The 18,762-nt window shown below is 64.6% G+C and carries 18 protein-coding genes and 2 pseudogenes; 10 read left to right on the top strand and 10 right to left on the bottom strand.

Annotated elements, in window-relative coordinates; translation table 11 throughout:
- Window positions 1-7 precede the first annotated feature (7 nt).
- Together IPF76_RS06770 and IPF76_RS06765 are read left to right on the top strand one after the other, a co-directional pair.
- Complete coding sequence (locus tag IPF76_RS06770) at window positions 8-265, top strand: ATP synthase F1 subunit epsilon (protein ID WP_293841305.1); 258 nt, start codon at window positions 8-10, stop codon at window positions 263-265.
- A 191-nt stretch (window positions 266-456) separates the two neighbouring features.
- Window positions 457-1,953 (top strand): CpaF family protein, encoded by a 1,497-nt coding sequence (locus IPF76_RS06765; protein WP_293841302.1) that lies wholly within the window; start codon window positions 457-459, stop codon window positions 1,951-1,953.
- A 106-nt stretch (window positions 1,954-2,059) separates the two neighbouring features.
- On the opposite strand, the gene IPF76_RS06760 is transcribed toward IPF76_RS06765, so the two are convergent.
- Window positions 2,060-2,233 carry a hypothetical protein gene (locus IPF76_RS06760; RefSeq protein WP_293841299.1) on the bottom strand — a complete coding sequence of 58 codons (174 nt, stop codon included), beginning with the start codon at window positions 2,231-2,233 and terminating at the stop codon, window positions 2,060-2,062.
- A gap of 68 nt (window positions 2,234-2,301) precedes the next feature.
- Between IPF76_RS06760 and IPF76_RS06755 the strand changes: the two genes are divergently transcribed.
- On the top strand, window positions 2,302-3,132 hold the full coding sequence (locus tag IPF76_RS06755) for a methyltransferase domain-containing protein (protein WP_293841296.1): 831 nt from the start codon (window positions 2,302-2,304) through the stop codon (window positions 3,130-3,132).
- Window positions 3,129-3,914, top strand: coding sequence for a leucyl/phenylalanyl-tRNA--protein transferase (gene aat, locus IPF76_RS06750; protein ID WP_293841980.1), 786 nt, complete (start codon window positions 3,129-3,131; stop codon window positions 3,912-3,914). The genes IPF76_RS06755 and aat overlap by 4 nt, the downstream gene beginning before the upstream one ends.
- Here the strand turns inward: aat and IPF76_RS06745 are convergent.
- From IPF76_RS06745 to IPF76_RS06730, 4 genes and pseudogenes are all read right to left on the bottom strand, one after another.
- A pseudogene (locus tag IPF76_RS06745) lies at window positions 3,875-4,351 on the bottom strand (DUF2155 domain-containing protein); the annotation flags it as partial. The gene aat and the pseudogene IPF76_RS06745 overlap by 40 nt on opposite strands.
- Window positions 4,351-4,734, bottom strand: a complete 384-nt coding sequence (locus IPF76_RS06740; RefSeq protein WP_293841293.1) for an NADH:ubiquinone oxidoreductase subunit NDUFA12 — start codon at window positions 4,732-4,734, stop codon at window positions 4,351-4,353. The gene IPF76_RS06740 and the pseudogene IPF76_RS06745, both read right to left, overlap by 1 nt.
- 71 nt (window positions 4,735-4,805) lie before the next feature.
- The gene (locus tag IPF76_RS06735) at window positions 4,806-5,267 is read right to left on the bottom strand and encodes a DUF192 domain-containing protein (RefSeq protein ID WP_293841290.1); all 462 of its coding nucleotides are present in this window, start codon (window positions 5,265-5,267) and stop codon (window positions 4,806-4,808) included.
- A gap of 34 nt (window positions 5,268-5,301) precedes the next feature.
- Window positions 5,302-5,874, bottom strand: coding sequence for a RecX family transcriptional regulator (locus tag IPF76_RS06730; protein WP_293841287.1), 573 nt, complete (start codon window positions 5,872-5,874; stop codon window positions 5,302-5,304).
- Window positions 5,875-6,054: 180 nt separating this feature from the next.
- On the opposite strand from IPF76_RS06730, the gene IPF76_RS06725 reads away from it, so the two are divergent.
- From IPF76_RS06725 to IPF76_RS06715, 3 genes are all read left to right on the top strand, one after another.
- Window positions 6,055-7,806 carry a fatty acyl-AMP ligase gene (locus IPF76_RS06725; protein WP_293841284.1) on the top strand — a complete coding sequence of 584 codons (1,752 nt, stop codon included), beginning with the start codon at window positions 6,055-6,057 and terminating at the stop codon, window positions 7,804-7,806.
- Window positions 7,807-7,915: 109 nt separating this feature from the next.
- Complete coding sequence (locus IPF76_RS06720) at window positions 7,916-10,270, top strand: GGDEF and EAL domain-containing protein (RefSeq protein ID WP_293841281.1); 2,355 nt, start codon at window positions 7,916-7,918, stop codon at window positions 10,268-10,270.
- Window positions 10,271-10,433: 163 nt separating this feature from the next.
- A complete protein-coding gene (locus tag IPF76_RS06715) occupies window positions 10,434-11,009 on the top strand; it encodes a CHAP domain-containing protein (protein WP_293841278.1) in 576 nt (191 codons plus the stop codon).
- A gap of 109 nt (window positions 11,010-11,118) precedes the next feature.
- Here the strand turns inward: IPF76_RS06715 and IPF76_RS06710 are convergent, their stop codons facing one another.
- From IPF76_RS06710 to IPF76_RS06690, 5 genes and pseudogenes are all read right to left on the bottom strand, one after another.
- Window positions 11,119-11,403 carry a DUF3297 family protein gene (locus IPF76_RS06710; protein ID WP_293841275.1) on the bottom strand — a complete coding sequence of 95 codons (285 nt, stop codon included), beginning with the start codon at window positions 11,401-11,403 and terminating at the stop codon, window positions 11,119-11,121.
- Window positions 11,404-11,499: 96 nt separating this feature from the next.
- Window positions 11,500-11,955 (bottom strand): hemerythrin domain-containing protein, encoded by a 456-nt coding sequence (locus tag IPF76_RS06705; protein WP_293841272.1) that lies wholly within the window; start codon window positions 11,953-11,955, stop codon window positions 11,500-11,502.
- A 351-nt stretch (window positions 11,956-12,306) separates the two neighbouring features.
- A pseudogene (locus IPF76_RS06700) lies at window positions 12,307-12,482 on the bottom strand (FAD-dependent protein); the annotation flags it as partial.
- A 178-nt stretch (window positions 12,483-12,660) separates the two neighbouring features.
- Entirely contained in the window at window positions 12,661-14,493 is a 1,833-nt protein-coding gene (gene typA, locus IPF76_RS06695) for a translational GTPase TypA (RefSeq protein WP_293841269.1), read from the bottom strand.
- A 303-nt stretch (window positions 14,494-14,796) separates the two neighbouring features.
- Window positions 14,797-15,447 carry a 5'-methylthioadenosine/S-adenosylhomocysteine nucleosidase gene (locus IPF76_RS06690; RefSeq protein WP_293841266.1) on the bottom strand — a complete coding sequence of 217 codons (651 nt, stop codon included), beginning with the start codon at window positions 15,445-15,447 and terminating at the stop codon, window positions 14,797-14,799.
- 331 nt (window positions 15,448-15,778) lie between these two features.
- Here IPF76_RS06690 and IPF76_RS06685 point away from each other — a divergent pair, with 331 nt between their 5' ends.
- The 3 genes from IPF76_RS06685 (at window position 15,779) to IPF76_RS06675 (ending at window position 18,762) form a co-directional block, all read left to right on the top strand.
- Window positions 15,779-16,750 carry a bile acid:sodium symporter family protein gene (locus IPF76_RS06685; RefSeq protein WP_293841262.1) on the top strand — a complete coding sequence of 324 codons (972 nt, stop codon included), beginning with the start codon at window positions 15,779-15,781 and terminating at the stop codon, window positions 16,748-16,750.
- A gap of 66 nt (window positions 16,751-16,816) precedes the next feature.
- A complete protein-coding gene (locus tag IPF76_RS06680; protein ID WP_293841259.1) occupies window positions 16,817-18,028 on the top strand; it encodes a toxic anion resistance protein in 1,212 nt (403 codons plus the stop codon).
- Between the two features lie 8 nt (window positions 18,029-18,036).
- The gene (locus IPF76_RS06675; protein WP_293841256.1) at window positions 18,037-18,762 is read left to right on the top strand and encodes a hypothetical protein; all 726 of its coding nucleotides are present in this window, start codon (window positions 18,037-18,039) and stop codon (window positions 18,760-18,762) included.

Raw genomic sequence — 18,762 nt, 5'->3', positions numbered from 1 at the left:
ACATATCATGGCTCTGAAGTTCGAACTCGTCACCCCGGCCCGCCTCGAGCGGTCGATCGAGGTATACATGGTCACCGTGCCCGGCAGCGAGGGCGATTTTTCGGTGCTCGAAGGCCATGCGCCGTTCATGGCAACGCTCCGCAACGCGCCGCTGACCATCTATAGCACCCAGGGCGCCGCGCCCGAAGTGATCGAAGTCGAAGGCGGCTTTGCCGAAGTCAACGAGTCGGGCCTGACCGTCCTCGCCGAGCGTATCGCCGGCTGATCCTTTCCGCCGTCCACGGCACAAGCAAAGCCCGCATCCCAACGGATGCGGGCTTTTTTATGTCCGCGCCACAATCGCCCCGCGCATTAGGACAATGTCAAAGTTTCCACTTTATTCACCGTGTCGGATGGGGGTGCGTCAGCCGCTGGCGGCGATGCCTCTGACAGGATTTGGAAAGCAGGACAAAGCGAATGAGTGCATTCGGACGCCGACCCGGAACCGCTGGCCGCCCCGCCTTTGGCGTGGCGAAGCCGATGCAGGGTGGATCGGGCGTGGGTGGCGGCGCGCAATTCCCTGCGATCGACACGCCGCCGGCTATCAACATTCCGCAAATGCCGTCGAACATGTCGCCCGAAGAAGAGGCGATGGAACGGCTGAACCAGCGTTCGACCGCCGAGGCTATGGAGCCCGAAAAGGCGCAAGGGTTCGAAGCCAGCGTTCACAAGATCAAGGAACAGGTGCTGCCGCGCCTGCTCGAACGCGTCGATCCCGAAGCTGCGGCGACCTTGTCGAAGGACGAGCTCACCGAAGAATTCCGCCCGATCATCCTTGAGGTGCTCGCGGAACTGCGCATCACCCTCAATCGCCGCGAACAATTCGCGCTCGAAAAGGTGCTGGTCGACGAACTGCTCGGCTTTGGTCCGCTCGAAGAACTGCTCGCCGATCCCGACATTTCGGACATCATGGTCAATGGGCCGTACCAGACCTATATCGAAAAAAAGGGGCAGTTGATGATCGCCCCGATCCAGTTTCGCGACGAGCAGCATCTGTTCCAGATCGCGCAGCGCATCTGCAACCTCGTCGGCCGCCGCGTTGACCAGACCACCCCGCTCGCCGACGCCCGTCTGAAGGACGGCAGCCGCGTCAACGTCATCGTCCCGCCGCTGTCCTTGCGCGGCACCGCGATCTCGATTCGTAAATTTTCGGCTAAACCGATCACGCTCGACATGCTCTGCCAGTGGGGCGCGATGAGCCAGAAGATGTGTACCGCGCTGAAAATCGCGGGCGCCAGCCGCTTCAACATCGTCATCTCGGGCGGCACCGGCTCGGGTAAGACGACGATGCTCAACGCGCTGTCGAAGATGATCGACCCCGGCGAACGCGTGCTGACGATCGAAGACGCCGCCGAACTTCGCCTGCAACAGCCGCACTGGCTGCCGCTCGAAACGCGTCCCGCGAACCTTGAAGGCAACGGCGCGATCCACATGGGCGATCTCGTCAAGAACGCGCTGCGTATGCGTCCCGACCGCATCATCATGGGCGAGGTGCGTGGCGCCGAGTGTTTCGATCTGCTCGCCGCGATGAACACCGGTCACGACGGGTCGATGTGTACGCTGCACAGCAACAGTCCGCGCGAATGCCTCGGCCGTATGGAAAATATGGTGCTGATGGGCGACATCAAGATTCCGAAGGAAGCGATTTCGAAACAGATCGCCGATTCGGTCGACCTGATCGTCCAGATCAAGCGCCTGCGCGACGGCTCACGCCGCGTCACCAACGTCACCGAAGTGATCGGGATGGAAGGCGACGTCATCGTCACCCAGGAATTGTTCAAGTTCGAATATCTCGACGAGGACAAGGACGGCAAGATCGTCGGCGAATATCGCGCGATGGGCCTGCGTCCGTACACGCTGGAAAAAGCGCGCCAGTATGGGTTCGATCAGCCTTATCTCGAGGCGTGTCTCTAAAAACCACTCATCCTCATCATTGCGATGAGCCGAAGACGACATGGCAATCCAGCGCGTGTAAAAACCGCTCTGGATTGCTTCGCGTTGCTCGCAATGACGTGAAGGTTTACGGTTTCAACGCAAGCGCCGCCGCGAGCAGCGCCACCGCCACCCCAACCAACGCAATCCCCCGCCACGGCATGAACCCCACCGCGTCGACATCGCTCCGGTTGCGGCGGCGATGGTCGGCGACCTCGGCGGCAATCGCCACCGCAGCGCCCGCGGCACTGACAATCAGCATCGACCCTTGCATTGACGCGCGCACCTTCGCAAACAGGGGAACTTCCCCCCAATAAGAGAGGTGCCGATATGCGAAATTTTCGTCCCGTTGCAATAGCCGCCCTGTTCGCCGCGGCGGCGTGCAGCGCCCCCGCCCCGAACGCCACCGCGAGCGAAGCCGCCGCCAAGCCCAGCGACGCGATCGCCGCCGCGGTCGCCGCGCCGACGCGCACCGCCGCCAACACAGCGCGCGACGCCTATCGCCATCCCGCCGAAACGCTCGCCTTCTTTGGCGTCAAACCCGGCGACACCGTGGTCGAGTTGTGGCCCGGCGGCGGTTGGTACACTGAAATCCTCGCCCCGCTGGCGAAATCGGGCGGCGGCACCCTCTACGCCGCCGCACCCTGGGAGCGCGGTCTCAACCGCATCAAGGAATGGCAAGGCGCGAACGCCGACCTCTACGGCGGCATCAAGCTCGCCGAATTTCCCCATGCGGGCACCAATCCCAAAGTGCCCGATGCCAGTGCCGATGTCGTGCTGACCTTCCGCAACGTCCACAACTGGCGCTTTGGCGGCGCCGACAATACCGCCAATGCGTTCAAGCAGATATTCGCGATGCTGAAACCCGGCGGCACGCTGGGCGTCGTCGATCACCGGCTGAACGAGAGCGACGATGCCGCGAAGGAAGAAAAATCGGGCTATATGAAGGAAAGCTCGATCATCGCCTTTGCCGAAGCCGCGGGCTTCAAGCTGGCCGGCAAGAGCGAGATCAATGCCAATCTCAAGGATACGAAGGATTATGAAAAGGGCGTGTGGACGCTTCCGCCGGTGCTGCGCGAAGGTGAAGTCGATCGCGCCAAATATGTCGCGATCGGCGAATCGGATCGCATGACGCTGAAATTCGTAAAGCCCGCAAGCTGAAGCATTTCGAATCCATCGACCCTGCGCTGCTGCTCAGCGCCTATGCGCAGGGTATTTTCCCGATGGCCGACGGGGCGGATGACCCGTCGGTCCATTGGGTCGAACCGCGGCTGCGCGCGATCCTGCCCTTGGACGGCTTCCGGCTGTCGCACAGCCTGAAAAAGACGCTGGTGGCGGAGCGCTTTCGCGTCACCACCGACACGGCCTTCGCCGACATGGTTGCGCTGTGCGCCGAGCCCGCCGGCGACCGGCCGACGACGTGGATCAACCCCGTGATCAAGGCGAGTTACGACCGGCTGTTCCAGATCGGCCACGCGCACAGTGTCGAATGCTGGCAGGATGGCGAACTGGTCGGCGGCCTCTACGGCGTCTCGCTCGGCCGCGCCTTTTTCGGCGAATCGATGGTCAGCCGGACGCGCGACGCGTCAAAGGTCGCTCTCGCGCACCTTGTCTCACGCTTGCGCGCGGGCGGGTGGAAATTGCTCGACTGCCAGTTCATCACCCCGCACCTCGCCAGTCTCGGCGCGATCGAAATCCGCCAGACCGACTATCTGGCGCGGCTCTATTCGGTGTTGGCGGGCGGCGACGGCGCCGCCACCTTGGGTGCCGCAACCGGAGCAGGCGTAGCGGGCGCGTCGCCGCCTTCGCCGCCGTTCGTCGCGGGCGACTGGGGTGCGCTCGATGCCTTGGGTGCTGCCGCCGCACCCGATTTCGTCGCCGCGGGCGCCACCGGCTCGCCGCCGGGATATGTCATCGCACAGCTTTTGACAAAGACGTCGTAGATCGGGTGCTGGATGATATTGCGGTCGGGGCGCTCGCGGAAAATCCAGCCCGAAAACACCCGCCGCCATTTGTCGTCCCGTTGATCCTGCACCGTCAGCTGGACGAACGCGCCGGTTTCGGGCGGGTCCTCCCACGGCGCGGTTTTTTCGCAAGCGCGCAAGCGGACGATCGCGCGCCCGACGCGTGCCGATTCGCCGGGCTTCATTTCGAGCTCGCGGACCAGCCCGTTGCGCTTGTTCAGCAGGCCGACGATGGCGACGCGATCGGCCATCGGGGTCGCGCCCTCGATCCCGCCGACTTCCTGCCGCACGCGTTCGGATTTGGCGACGGTCGCAACCGTGGCGCTGCCATTGCCCGGCGATGGCGACCGGTCGCAAGCCGTCAGCGCGGTCGCGGCCAGCAGCGCGATCAGCGCGGTCGAAATTCTGCGCGACATTATTCGTCGGGCCGCCAGGCCTCATAATCGCCGGTCGCCGCAGCGCGCTGGCCGCCGCGTTCGAGCGCGCCGGCGGGGCGATAGGCGCCGGTGCTGCCGGTCAGGTTTGCGGTCGGCGCCTGTTCCCACGCACGCGGCGCGGGCAGCATGTCGGTCGGCAGTTCGTCAAAGGTGCGGTGCAGCCAGCCGTGCCATTCGGGCGGCACCCGGCTGGCGTCGTTCGATCCGTTGTAGATCACCCAGCGACGATCGCCCTTGCGCGCGCGGTGATAGGTGTTGCCCAGGCTGTCCTGACCGACCTTTTCGCCGGTTTTCCAGCTATTCAGCAGCGTGCCGACGGTCGCACCGTCCCACCAGGTGAAAATCTTGCCGAGGATGCTCATGGCGAGGCGTTTACAGGCAAGGATGCGCGCTTCGCAAGCGTCAAACGGTGGATCACCCCGCTTTGGCGGCGCTATTTCCTATCTTGCCACGTCACCTTCGCCGTCTCGTCGATATTCAGCCGCGCCGCAGTGCCACCCGCGAGCTCCAGCACCGCGCTCACCTCGCCGCCGCTGACCACGGGCTCGAGCGATTCGGGAATCGTGTTTTCGGCGATCCGGTCGATGCTACCGTCGGCGCGGATAAAAATCATGTCGAGCGGAATCAGTGTGTTCTTCATCCAGAAACTGCCGAACCTTGGCTTTTTGAACGGAAAGAGCATGCCGCCATCCCGGGGCAGGCTGGTGCGGAACATCAATCCCTTGTCCTGCTCGGCATCGGTGCGCGCGACTTCGACATTGAACCGGTGCGTCCGGTCCGCTGCGGTAATCGTCACCGGGATCGTCGTGACGCTTTCCGCCTCGCTGGCGGAAGGGCTGCACCCCGCCATCGGCATGGCAAGCGACAGGGCAAGAGCGGTCAAAATGGCGCGCATCGGCAGATCCTTATCCCGACAATTTGGGCTAGCCCTAATCGAGCCCTGCTTCATCGTCCAGCGCCGCCAGCGCGGCTTCGTCGCCAGGAGCGATCGACACGATTCGCCGCGCCAGCGTCATGCTGTGCCCCGCGCGCAAAAACGCGGCGATCTGTCGCTCGCGCAGTTTCGGATCTTCGCTGAGTCGCGTCGCAAACGGACCGAACCGTCGCCGCCGCGCAAAACCGACCGCCGATGCCAGCGCCGACGCCTCGGCGGTCTCGATCGCCTCATCGCTGTCCGCTGCGGCGATCCCGTCGACATAGAGCTGCGCTTTGACCCGCTGCACCCCCAACCCGCGCCGCGTCATCGCCCCCGCGCGCATCGCCGCATATTGGCGGTCGTCGAGGAACTGCAACCGCTCCATCCGGTCTGCCACCGCCTCGCACGCGGCGACGGCATCGAGGTCGTCGGTCCACTCCGATTCGCGAATTTTTCGAGAGAGATAGCGTGTCAGCTTGGCGCGGCTGGTGGCGAATCGCGCCACGTAGGACAGCGCCAGCTCGTCGAGCCGCACTGCGCCAAGCGGCCTTTTTGAGCGGTCAGGAGGAGCGCGGCGATTGGCCATATGCCATGTTTGTGCCACAGTCGGGCCTGATTGAGAACGATCAACACCGCCATATCGGGGGATAAAGCCCGAAAATGGGCGATTGTTCTAACAACACAGGGCTCGCGCACGGTAACCATGGCTCAGAAAGATGACATGCTTGTTGCCGCGCGGCTCGTATCGCGGGATGTCGCACCCCCTATGACCGATACCAACGCCCCTACGGCGGACGAGCTCAAGCCGACGCCGACTTACTGCGTCCAGCCGCGCCGCTTTTCGGACTTCGCCACGGTCGGCGAAGCGCTCGACTATGCCGCAAGCGGCACCCGCGGGCTCAATTTCCACGACCCGCGCGGCAAGCTCGTACGTCCCTATCCGTATCGCGAGTTGAAGGACGATGCCGTCCTGACCGCCTATCGGCTGATCGCCGCGGGGGTGAAGCCCGGCGACCGCATCGCGCTGATCGCCGAGACCGGCGCCGAATTCGCCGCGCTGTTCTTTGGCACCATCTACGCCGGCGCCTGGCCGGTGCCGCTGCCGCTGCCGACCAGCTTTGGCGGCCGCGACAGCTATGTCGGCCAGCTCGTCGTTCAGCTCACCAGCTGCGATCCGACGATGCTGTTCTTCCCGCCCGAAATCGCCGCCATGGCAGTGGAAGCCGCCGAAGCTCAGAGTGTTTTGCCGGTCGACTGGAGCGAATTTGCCGCCAAACCTGCGCCCGTTGCCGACCTGCCCGCGCAGCAGTCGGACGACACCTGCTACCTCCAGTACAGCAGCGGTTCGACCAGATTCCCGCACGGCGTCGCCGTCACCCACGCCGCGCTGCTCAACAATCTCGCCGCGCACTCGCACGGCATGGAAGTGCAGGACAGCGACCGCTGCGTCTCGTGGCTGCCCTGGTATCACGACATGGGCCTGGTCGGCTGTCTGCTCTCGCCGGTCGCCAACCAGGTGTCGGTCGATTATCTCAAGACCGAAGATTTTGCGCGCCGTCCGCTCGCCTGGCTTGATCTGATCAGCCGCAACACCGGCACAACGCTCAGCTATTCGCCGACCTTTGGGTACGACATCTGTGCACGCCGCGTGTCGAGCCAGACGCATGTCGCCGACCGTTTCGACCTGTCGCGCTGGCGCGTCGCCGGCAACGGTGCCGACATGATCCGCCCCGACGTGATGCAGAGCTTTGTCGATGCCTTCGCCGATGCCGGGTTCAGCGCCAGCGCCTTCCTGCCGAGCTACGGCCTCGCCGAAGCCACGCTCGCGGTCAGCATAATGCCGCCAGGCGAAGGGATCGTCGTCGAACTGGTCGAAGAAACCGAGCTGTCGGGCGCCGCCAATGATGCGGGCCGGCCGACGCGTTATCGCGCCATTGTCAACTGCGGCCGCGCCGCGCGCGATATGGTGATCGAGGTCCGCGACGAACTGGGCAACGCGCTGCCCGATCAGACCGTCGGCAAAGTGTGGTGCAGCGGCCCGTCGTTGATGACGGGCTATTATCGCGACCCTGAATCGACCGCCGCCTGCCTGGTGGATGGCTGGCTCGATACCGGCGATATGGGATATTTGTCAGACGGTTACATCTATATCGTCGGCCGCGCCAAGGACATGATCATCATCAACGGCAAGAACCACTGGCCGCAGGATATCGAATGGGCGGTCGAGCAATTGCCGGGCTTCAAATCGGGCGACATCGCGGCATTTGCGATCACCGCGCCGGGGGGCGAGGAAACCCCTGCGGTGCTCGTTCAGTGCCGCACCAGCGACGAAGCCGAACGCCTCGCGTTGCGCGAGACGATTCGTGACCGCGTGCGCGCGATCACCGGCATGAATTGCCTGATCGAGCTGATCCCGCCGCGCACCCTGCCGCGGACCAGTTCGGGCAAGCTCAGCCGCTCGAAAGCGCGCGCGCAATATCTTGCCGGGGAAATTCAACCCTTTGCGATGGCTGCCTGACTCAAGGCACTGACCTTGCCTGCAAATTTTGTCCCGCAGTTGGACAAAAAACACGTCAAATGAACGCGCTGGTTACCTTCGGGTAACACCCCGACGCTAAACAGGCCCTGTGAAAAGCCTGTTAACCGACCAAATAGCAGCCGAAGAGATTCCTGCGCGGACCCTGTTGGGGCTGGGACCACGCGATGCGGACATCGGCAACCTCCGCCAGCTGCAGCTTGCGCCGCTGCGCGGTCAGGGATCGCTGCGCCTGTTCATGGGGCTTGGCATGGCGCTAGTCGCCGCATTCACAATGATCCACAGCGTATCATTGCCGCTCGTCGGCGGCTGGCTCGGTGGCAGCCTGATCTTCAGCTTGTGGTCTTACAACCAGTTCCGCCGCCTGCCGCTTGGCGACCCGAAGCTGTCGGGCGTTGCCGAATATCACCTGTGCAACCGCCACGGTTTCTATTCCGCGCTGCTCTGGGGTCTGCCCTTCTGGCTACAGGGGCTGACACCGACGCTCGACCATGTGCTATCGATGTGGACCATCGCGGTGCTGATGATGGTCACGCTGGCGATCGTCGCGCACAGCGTCCCGATGGCATGCATCCTGTTCATCGCGCCGGTCACGCTGTCGGCGGCCACGGCGCTTGTGCGCGCCGGGGCGCCGCAGCTCGCCGCGGTCGCGCTCGTCGCCGGCCTACTGCTTTGCGGTTTCTGTATTCGCTTCGCGCAAAACCACATCCGCTATCGCCGCGCCGAAGAGACGCTGCACGAAAAGACCGAAACGGTCAGCTTGCTGCTGCGCGAATTCGAAGAAACCTCGGCCGACTGGTTGTGGCAGACCGACAACAGCCGCCGTCTGGTCCATGTGTCGCCGCGTCTGGCCTATGCGCTGGGCGCGAGCGCCGACGCGCTCGAAGGCGTCCCGCTGTTGCAGGCGCTGTCGGGCGATGCCTGGGATACCGGGCTTTTCCCCAAGAGCCTGCACGAAATGGCCGAACGGATGAAGCGGCGCGAGAGCTTTTCGAACCTGATCGTCCCCGTGACGATCGATGGCGCGCCGCGCTGGTGGGAGCTGTCGGCCTCGCCGCGCCTCGACGAAGCGGGCAAGTTCCTCGGCTTTCGCGGCGTCGGATCGGACGTCACCGAACAGCGCGCGACAGCCGAACAGATCGCCAAGATGGCGCGCTTCGACAATCTGACCGGCCTGCCCAATCGCCTCAGTCTCAACGAAGATCTGGCGCGCGCGCTGGCGACCGCGATCGACGCCAAGGCGCGATGCGCGCTGCTGATCATCGATCTCGATCGCTTCAAGGCGGTTAACGACACGCTCGGCCACCCGGTTGGCGACAAGCTGCTCGCACAGGTCGCGGCGCGGCTGAAGGGGCTGATGGAACGCGGCATGACCTGCGGGCGGCTCGGCGGCGACGAATTTGCCGTCGTGCTGCACAATGTTCCGTCCGCCGATGCCGCGGAAGGTCTCGCCAAGCGCCTGATCACCACGATCAGCCGTCCTTACGTGGTCGACAACCATCAATTGTTCGTCGGCGCCAGCATCGGTTACGCGATCGGGCCGCAGGACGGCGCGACGGTCGAAACGCTGACCCGCAATGCCGACCTCGCGCTCTACAAGTCCAAGGACAAGGGCGGCAATGTCGTCGCCGGCTATGTCGCCTCGCTGCACGCACAGGCCGAAGAGCGCCGCGTGATGGAACAGGAACTGCGCGGGGCGCTCGAGCGCCGCGAATTCGAACTCTATTACCAACCGGTGGTGACCGCGGTCGACGGCACGCTCAACGGCTTCGAAGCGCTGATCCGCTGGCACAACCAGAAGCTCGGCAATGTGTCGCCGGGACGGTTCATCCCGCTCGCCGAGGATGCGCGGCTGATCTCGCCGATCGGCGAATGGGTACTGCGCACCGCGTGCCACGAAGCGATGAAGTGGCCGTCAAATTTGAAGGTCGCGATCAACGTGTCGGCCGACCAGCTGACCGACCCGAATTTCGCCTCGGTCGTCGTCTCGGCGCTGGCGCAAAGCGGACTGCCGCCGCAGCGGCTCGAGATCGAAGTCACCGAAAGCGTTTTCCTGCGCGACGGCGGCGGCGCCGCGCAGCTGCTCGACCAGCTCATCGGGCTGGGCATCCGGCTGTCACTCGATGATTTCGGCACCGGCTATTCGTCGCTCGGCTATCTGCGCAAGACGCAATTCTCGACGATCAAGGTCGACCGCAGCTTCGTCGTCGGCGCCGCCAAAGGCAGCATCGAATCGATCGCGATTATCCGCGCCGTCGTCGCCCTCGCCGACAGCCTTGGCATGTCGACGACCGCTGAAGGCGCCGAAACCGAGCTCGAGGTCGAAACGCTGCGCAGCATGGGATGCAGCAATATCCAGGGCTATTATTACGGCCGCCCGATGCCCGCGAGCGACGTGCTAACGCTGTTCCGTCCGGCCGATTCGACCGCCAGCGCCGCCGCCTGACGGCGACCAACCGACCCTCTCGCACGACGAATGACGGCCTGAACAAGAGGTTCCGCCGCTCACCGCAACCGCGGCGCGGCTCGTCGCGCGGCGGGTGGTGGCCGGTGCAAAGCATGGCAAAGACACTCCAACGCTTGAACACAAGCATCGGGGGTCGCATTTCATGTTCTATCGCCGCTTTATGGCTGCCGCCATCGCGTCCGTGCTGACGCTCACCGGCCTCCTCGTTAGCGCCCCCGCCGCGGCCCAGAGCTATCTCCAGTGCGTTCCCTTTGCCCGCGCCGAATCGGGCGTCGATATTCGCGGCAATGCCAAGACCTGGTGGGCGCAGGCCGCCAGCGACTATGCCCGCGGCGACGAACCGCGCGAAGGCGCGGTGATGGCGTTCGCTGGTACCCGCGGCATGCCGCTGGGCCATGTTGCCGTCGTCAGGAAAATCGTCAGCGACCGTGAAATCCGCATCGACCACGCCAACTGGTCGCCGATCAACGGCCGCCGCGGTCAGATCGAGCGCAATGTCCGCGTCGTCGATGTCAGCGACGCCGGCGACTGGAGCATGGTCCGCGTCTGGTACGCTCCGATCGGCGACCTCGGCTTGCGCGCCAACCCGGTGCAGGGCTTCATCTATGCGGGCGGCACGCCGAACAAGGCGCCCAGTTTCAAGGCTCCGGTGTGGGCACAGAACGACTGGAAGCCCGGCAACGGCCTCGAGGTCGTCGTCGCCTCGCTGGGCCAGTAAGGCTCGACGAACCTTCTCGAATCTGTGTCATTGCGAGCGCAGCGAAGCAATCCAAAGCGGCGTAAACCGCTTTGGATTGCTTCGCTGCGCTCGCCATAACGAATGGAAGTTAGGCCTCGCCCGCATCCTTGGCGGCTTCACCCTCACCGGCCGCCACCGTATCCTCGAACCACGCCTCGACCTCGCCCGACAGCTTGATCGTCATCGGCTGGCCAAAGCGGTCCTTCGACTTGCCCGCGGCGACGCGGATCCAGCCTTCGGATATCGAATATTCCTCGACGTCGGTACGTTCCTTGCCCTTGAATCGGATGCCGATGCCGCGCTGGAGCACCTCCATATCGAAATGGGGTGAGCGCGGGTTGGTCGACATATGGTCGGGCGGGGTATCGGTCATAGCTATATTCCCATAAAATGATGGCGCGGCCCTAGCGGGAGCGCGCCATCATCGTCAATGGCAAGGCGGCCGCTCGCCATGCAGGCCATCGCCAAATTATCGCTGCGCCCGCGCGCCGTCCTGCCCCGCCAGGTCCATCTGCTCAGCGACCGGATAAAGTTCGCAATTTTCGCGCTCCATCCGCACGCCCAGCACGTCGAGCACGGCTTCGGTCTCGCGGCAGAAAGCCGGCCAGTCGCCCGCGATCCGCTCGGCGGTCCATTTCGCGTCATAGGCCGCATAATCCTGCGCAATATGCCCCAGTTCGCGCTCGAACTCGCCCGCCAGCGCCACCACCGCAGCATTGCCGCTCGCCTTCAGGCGCGGATAGAGGATCCAGTCCTCGCACTTCAAATGGCGGAGCAACGTGTCGCGCAGCATCACGCGAACCGACGCCAGCTCGGTCGGGCGCGGCGATTCGGGGGTACGGATCAGCCCTATCAATATCTGTGCGAGCGTGGCCAGTGCAGCATGCTCGGCGCGCAGCCGCCGCATTTCGGGACCAATCGGCATGGATCGCCTCTCTAAAATTGGTCCCTTCACCGCTGCCATATGAGGGCCGCATGAAAAGACGGTAAACGCGCATTAGCCTTTATCGACCAGGGCCGTACGGCGCGATGCGGCTTAGGCCATATGGGCGCCGCCGTCCGATCCGACCGGAAAATCCTCCTGTGGCGGCGCCATGGTGAGATGGCAGCCCGCATGGCCGACGGGGAGTAATCCTCCACCACCGTCCGCGGCGACGACCCCCTCCCCATCGCTGCCCGACGGGCCGTTTATCCTGAGCGGCCGGCCTGCCGGCCAGCCGAAGGGCGACCGGAGGATCACGCCGCTGCCCCCTCCCTCGCCGCCTTCGCCTTGCGCGGTGTCCAAGCGCCGAAAATCCTCGCCCCGGGCAAAGCGCACGGGCGACGACGTGCGCGTCTCGACCCCGTCATCATCACATCGGGATGCTCGTACCGCTTGAACTGGCGCCCGAACACCGCGGTCGCCTCGCGCATCGCCGCGACCGCGAAATCGGGCAGGCATTGCGCAAGGTCGGGCTGGGTCACGCCGCGGAGCGATGAGGGGACGCGTAGCCGTTCGTGGGGAGTAAAGCCGAGACAGGTATCGGGGCAGCGCCAAGCCGCAGGGTGTCTCGACTGCGCTCGACACGAAGGGAAAATAGGACCGCACACAAAGAAAAACCGGCGGCCTTGGGAGCCGCCGGTTCGTATCTTAAGCCGCCTGCTTGCTGCGCGACGCCTTCTTGCGCTCGTTCGGGTCGAGCAGCGCCTTGCGGAGGCGGATGTTCTTCGGGGTCACTTCGACCATTTCGTCGTCGTCGATATAGGCGATCGCCTGCTCCAGCGTCATGCGCTTGGGCGGGGTCAGGCGGATCGCATCGTCCTTGCCGCTGACGCGAAAGTTGGTCAGCTGCTTCGACTTCATCGGGTTGACTTCAAGGTCATCGGGCTTGGCATTCTCCCCGATGATCATGCCCTCGTAGAGCGCCTCGCCGGGCGAGACGAACAGGATGCCGCGTTCTTCGAGCGGGCCGAGCGCATAGGCATTGGCCTCGCCGGGGCCGTTGCTGATCAGCACGCCGTTCTGGCGCCCGGCGATCTGGCCTTTGTGCGGACCGTATTTTTCGAACAACCGGTTCATGATCCCGGTGCCGCGCGTGTCGGAGAGGAATTCGCCATGATAGCCGATCAGGCCGCGTGACGGGCCGCTGAAGGTGATGCGCGTCTTGCCGCCGCCCGACGGACGCATGTCGGTGAGCTCGGCCTTGCGGATCTGCATCTTCTCGACAACGGTGCCGCTATGCTCGTCGTCGACGTCGATGAGCACGGTTTCATACGGTTCGGTGCGCTTGCCATTCTCGTCCTCGCCGAACAGCACGCGCGGCCGGCTGATCCCGAGTTCGAAGCCTTCGCGGCGCATCGTTTCGATGAGCACGCCGAGCTGCAGCTCGCCGCGGCCCGCGACTTCGAAGCTGTCCTTGTCGGCGCTTTCGGTGACACGGATCGCAACATTGGTTTCGCTTTCGCGCATCAGGCGGTCGCGGATCATGCGGCTCGTAACCTTGCTGCCTTCGCGCCCCGCCATCGGCGAATCATTGACCGCAAAGCGCATCGACAGCGTCGGCGGATCGATCGGCTGCGCGGCGATCGGCTCGGTCACGCTGATGTCGGCGATGGTGTTCGCCACGGTCGCCTGCGAAAGCCCCGCAATCGCGACGATGTCACCGGCGCGCGCTTCTTCGACGGGAACGCGCTCGAGCCCGCGGAATGCGAGCAGCTTCGACGCGCGGCCAGTCTCGATGATTTTGCCGTCCATGTCGAGCGCGTGGATCGCCTGGTTGAGCTTGATCGTCCCCGACTGAACGCGGCCAGTGAGGACGCGGCCGATGAAATTGTCGCGGTCGAGCAGGGTCGCGAGAAAAGTGAAGGGGCCGTCTTCGGGCAGGCCGGGCGTCGGCACGTGGCTGACGATCGTCTTGAACAAGGGTTCGAGCGTGCCGTCGCGCGCGTCGGTGCTATCCGAGGCATAGCCGCCGCGGCCCGAGGCATAAAGGATCGGGAAGTCGAGCTGTTCGTCATTGGCTTCGAGGGTCAGGAACAGTTCGAACACTTCGTCGAGCACCTCAGCGGCGCGCGCGTCGCTACGGTCGATCTTGTTGACGACGACGATCGGCTTGAGTCCCAGCGCGAGCGCCTTGCCGGTGACGAACTTGGTCTGCGGCATCGGGCCTTCGGCGGCATCGACGAGCAGGATGACCCCGTCGACCATGCTCAGGATCCGCTCGACCTCGCCACCGAAATCGGCGTGACCCGGGGTGTCGACGATATTGATTCGCGTCAGGTCTGCGCCTTCGCCCCACTCGACACTGGTGCATTTGGCGAGAATTGTAATCCCGCGTTCCTTTTCCAAGTCATTGGAATCCATGGCTCGTTCTTCGACACGCTGGTTGTCGCGAAAGGTACCCGACTGGCGGAACAGCTGGTCGACGAGGGTCGTTTTTCCATGATCGACGTGAGCGATAATGGCAATATTGCGCAGAGACATGCGGGAACGGGCCTTGATGGAAGGGGGCAGCGCCCGAAGCGCCGCGAAACGCCGCGCCCCTAACAGAAGCGGTGCTGCGGCGCAACAAAATTGCCTCGCTTTGTCGAGCCGATCATTTGGGGCCACCTTTCGGACGCTGGTCGAGGAGCGGTGGGGAAGTGGCCGTGCGCCGGGCTGGCTCAGGGGCTCTGACACTGCCGCCGCACCCCCTCCACCATTGGCTTCGGGAACGGGTCCCCTTTCCCATGACCTGCCATCGCGGGGAAGATATTGCCCCCGCAACCGATGGGTTCCAGTCATTCGTTACAGCAGGGCCACCAACCGTTCGATATGCTGCGCCGCGGTCCGCGCCGCGCGCAGCAGATTCGCCTGGAAATCGCCGCCGCTGGCGTCGTTTGCGTCATCGGTCACCGCCTTGATCGCCCCCCAAGTCTTGCCGAGCCGCGCCGCCGCCTGCGCCACAGCGCCGACCTCCATGTCGACCAGCGTCGCGCCGAGCGATTGCAGGTCGGCCGCGGCGTCGGGGCAGGCGACGAAGCTGTCGCCGCTGGCGATCCGCGCGTGGGGGAGGCCGAGCCCAGGGTCGGGCATCGCGGCGAAATGCGCTTCACCAGCCTCGCCTATCGGCCATTCGCCGGCGCGGTAGCGGCGGAAGGTGCCCGGGTGGATCGCGCCATAATCATGCTGCAGCGCCTCGGCGATCCAGTACGCCCCCGGCCCCGCGCCGAGCGCGCCGCAGGTGCCGGTCATCAGGATGAGATCGGTGTCGCGGCCAAGCATGCCAGCGGCGAGCGCGGCGTTGACCTTTCCGAGACCGCACGTGGCTACGGTGAGATTGTGTTTGTGGGCCGTGAGGCGGCGGATGGGCAAAGGGCCAGGTTCTCGCGTGCCGGTGTCCGGGAGCAAGGCGTCGGCTTCTTCCGGCAGCGCGGCAAGAATGAGGAGGTTGGCCATTGCGTCTCTCTAATCTTCCCTCCGGTCGTGTCGAGCGAAGTCGCGACGCCGGGAAGGCGATCGTAACCGATGGGCAGCTCGACTTCGCTCGATGCGAACGGGTTTGGTAGGGTAACGCGTCGAGGATGATCCTCCCTGTCGCGCAGCGATGGGGAGATGGCAGCGCGAAGCGCTGTCGGAGCGGCGATTACCCTAACGCCAAGGCCCCTCCACCATTCGCCTCACGAACGGTCCCGTTGGCACTACGCGCCGTCTGCGACACCCCATAGCTTGGCCACAGGGAGGATCATCAGCTTGCCAAATCTGTATCACCCCGCCATCGCTCCCCGCCATGCTTGCCCGCATCTTCCCTGATCGCTTCGTCCCCATCCTGCTCGCGACGATCCTGCTCGCGAGCCTGCTGCCGGTGCGCAGCGCGGCGGTGCCGGTTGCGCAGGGGGTATCGACTGCGGCGATCGTGCTGCTGTTCTTTCTCAATGGCGTCCGCCTGCCGCGCGACGAGGTGCTCCACGGCATCCGCAACTGGAAGTTGCAGGGCAGCGCGCTGCTTTTCTGTTTCGGCGTCATGGCGCTGCTCGGCCTCGGCGCGCAGCTCACGATCGCAGCGGTCCTGCCCGCGACGCTCGCGCTCGGTTTCCTGTTCCTCGGCATCCTGCCATCAACCGTCCAGTCGGCGACCGCCGCGAGCAGCATGGCGGGGGGCAATGTCGCCGCCAGCGTCGTCGCGGCGGCGCTGCTCAACCTGACCGGCGTGATCGCCTCGCCGCTGCTATTCGCGGCGCTCGCGGGCAGCGCGGGCGAAATCAGCGGCGCGGCGGCGCTGCGGATCGTTGCCATCCTGTTGTTGCCCTTTGTCGTCGGTCAGCTGGCACAGCGCTGGCTGCGGCCATGGGTACTGACGCACAAGGGGCTGACAACCATCATGGATCGCACCGCAATCGCGGTCGCCGTCTATGTCGCCTTTTCCGCCGCGGTTGTGGCGGGAATCTGGGGCCAGCTCGACGGCCGCGAGATCGCTATTGTGTTCGGCGTCGTCGCGGCGCTGCTCGTGCTGTCGTTCGGCGGAGCTTGGGGCTTTGGCGCGCTGTTGATGCTCGCGCGGCCAGACCGCATCACCCTGCTGTTTTCGGGGGCGCAAAAAAGCATCGCGGTTGGCGCGCCGCTCGCCGCGACGCTGTTTCCGCCCGCGATTGCCGGCATGGTGCTGGTCCCGATCCTCGTCTATCATATGGCGCAGCTGATCCTGTCGGCGTGGATCGCGCCGGCGCTGAATCGGCCCGCACTGGGTGTGGTGCTTGAATAACACAGGTCCGCGTGCCATATAGGCGGGCGGCCCCGTTTGGACCTTTGGGGGTTGGAAGGAAGACGAATGAGCGACGTGACGGCCACTGCGACTGCAGCCGACGAACTGAAACTGACCCCGCCCGATCCTGTGCCCGTGGTCAGCCCCGAAAAGGCGGCAGGTCTCGTGCCGCTGTCGACCGAGCAGAAATCGAAGCTCGAGGAACGCGTCGACGGGTTCATCGACGACCTCGTCGCGCAGGATGTCAATTCGCCTGCCTTCGGGCAAAAGGTCGACCAGATCACCAACATGGGCCGCAAGGAAATGCTGGAGGCGGCCAACCAGTCGAACCGCTTCCTCGACCGCCCGATCAAGGCCATGGACCGCGACACCGACATCGGGATGAACCTGATCGAACTGCGCAACACCGTCGAGCGGCTCGATCCGTCGGCGAATGGCAAGCTGCTGACCAAGCGCGGCTTTTTTGACAAGATCCTCGGCAACAGGGTCGGCAATTATTTCGCGCAGTATCGCAGCGCGCAAACGCATATCGGCGGCATCCTGACCGCCTTGTCCAACGGCAAGGACGAGCTGTTGATGGACAATGCCGCCATCGACGTCGAGCGCCGCAAGCTGTGGGAAGCGATGGGCAAGCTTGAGCAGATGGTCCACATCGCGGGCACGCTCGACGCAAAGCTCGAAGCCAAGGCGACCGAACTCGACGGGGTCGATCCCGCCAAGGCCAAAGTGCTGCGCGAAAATGCCCTCTTCTACGCCCGCCAGCGCACGCAAGACCTGCTCACGCAGATGGCGGTGACGGTGCAGGGCTATCTCGCGCTCGACCTCGTCAAAAAGAACAATGTCGAGCTGGTGAAGGGTGTCGACCGCGCCAGCACCACCACCGTCGGCGCGCTCAAGACCGCGATCACCGTCGCGCAAGCGATGACCAACCAGAAACTGGTGCTCGAACAGATCACTGCGCTCAACACGACGACCGCGAACATCATCGACGGCACGTCGAAGATGCTCAAGGACAACACTGCGCGCATCCACGAGCAGGCGGCGTCGAGCACGATCCCGATGGAAACGCTGCAGCGCGCGTTTCAGAATATCTATGACACGATGGATGCGATCGACACCTTCAAGCTGAAGGCACTCGACAGCATGAAGACGACGGTGACGACGCTTGAAGGCGAAGTCGCGAAATCGAAGGGCTATATCGCGCGCGCCGAGGGCGCGAGCCAGGCGCAGGCCAGCGTCGGCGGCGCCGACAGCCCGCTCGCGTCGCTCGAAGGCTAAGGCACATCATGACCATGAGCGAAGTCGACAAGATTCGGGTTTCGGCGGCATCGGCGATCGAACGGTCGCGCGAGCGCCGCCGTCCAATCGGCACCAAAAGCGTCGCACTGCGCCGTCAGCATCTGTACAAAAAGCTCGGGCGCATGCTGATCGCGGGCGGGATCGTGTTGATCGGCGCCGCGGTCTTCGGCGCGCTGATCCAGCCGCTCGGCTTCACCGGACTGCTCGCTTTGTTCATCCTCCTGATCGGTGTCGCGGTACTGTTCGGCCGTTCGCCCTTCCCCGAGCCGCGCCAGGCCGACCTGCCCAAGGCGGATTTGAAACAGCTCGCGGGCCGCACCGAAATCTGGCTCGAGGCGCAGCGCCCCGCCCTTCCCGCCCCTGCGCGCCAGCTCGTCGATGGCATCGGCGTCCAGCTCGACCTGCTCGCACCGCAGCTCCAGACGCTCGACGCTTCGAGCCCGGCGGCAGCGAACATCCGCAAACTCGTCGGCGAAGATTTGCCCGAGCTCGTCGCGGGCTATCAGCGCATTCCTGCCGGCCTGCGCACCGAAGCACACGCCGGGCGTACCCCCGACGAAACGCTCGTCGGCGGGCTGAAAATGCTCGAAAGCGAGATCGGCAACGCCGCGCGCAGCCTCGCGGCGGGCGAACTCGACAAGCTCGCCACCCGCGAACGTTATCTCCAGCTCAAATATCAGGGCATTGATGGTGAGGATTCGCCCAGCATTTAG

It is taken from the genome of Sphingopyxis sp., from assembly GCF_016704835.1.
Taxonomy (GTDB): Bacteria; Pseudomonadota; Alphaproteobacteria; order Sphingomonadales; family Sphingomonadaceae; genus Sphingopyxis.
This window is presented reverse-complemented; position numbering and strand designations above follow the sequence as displayed.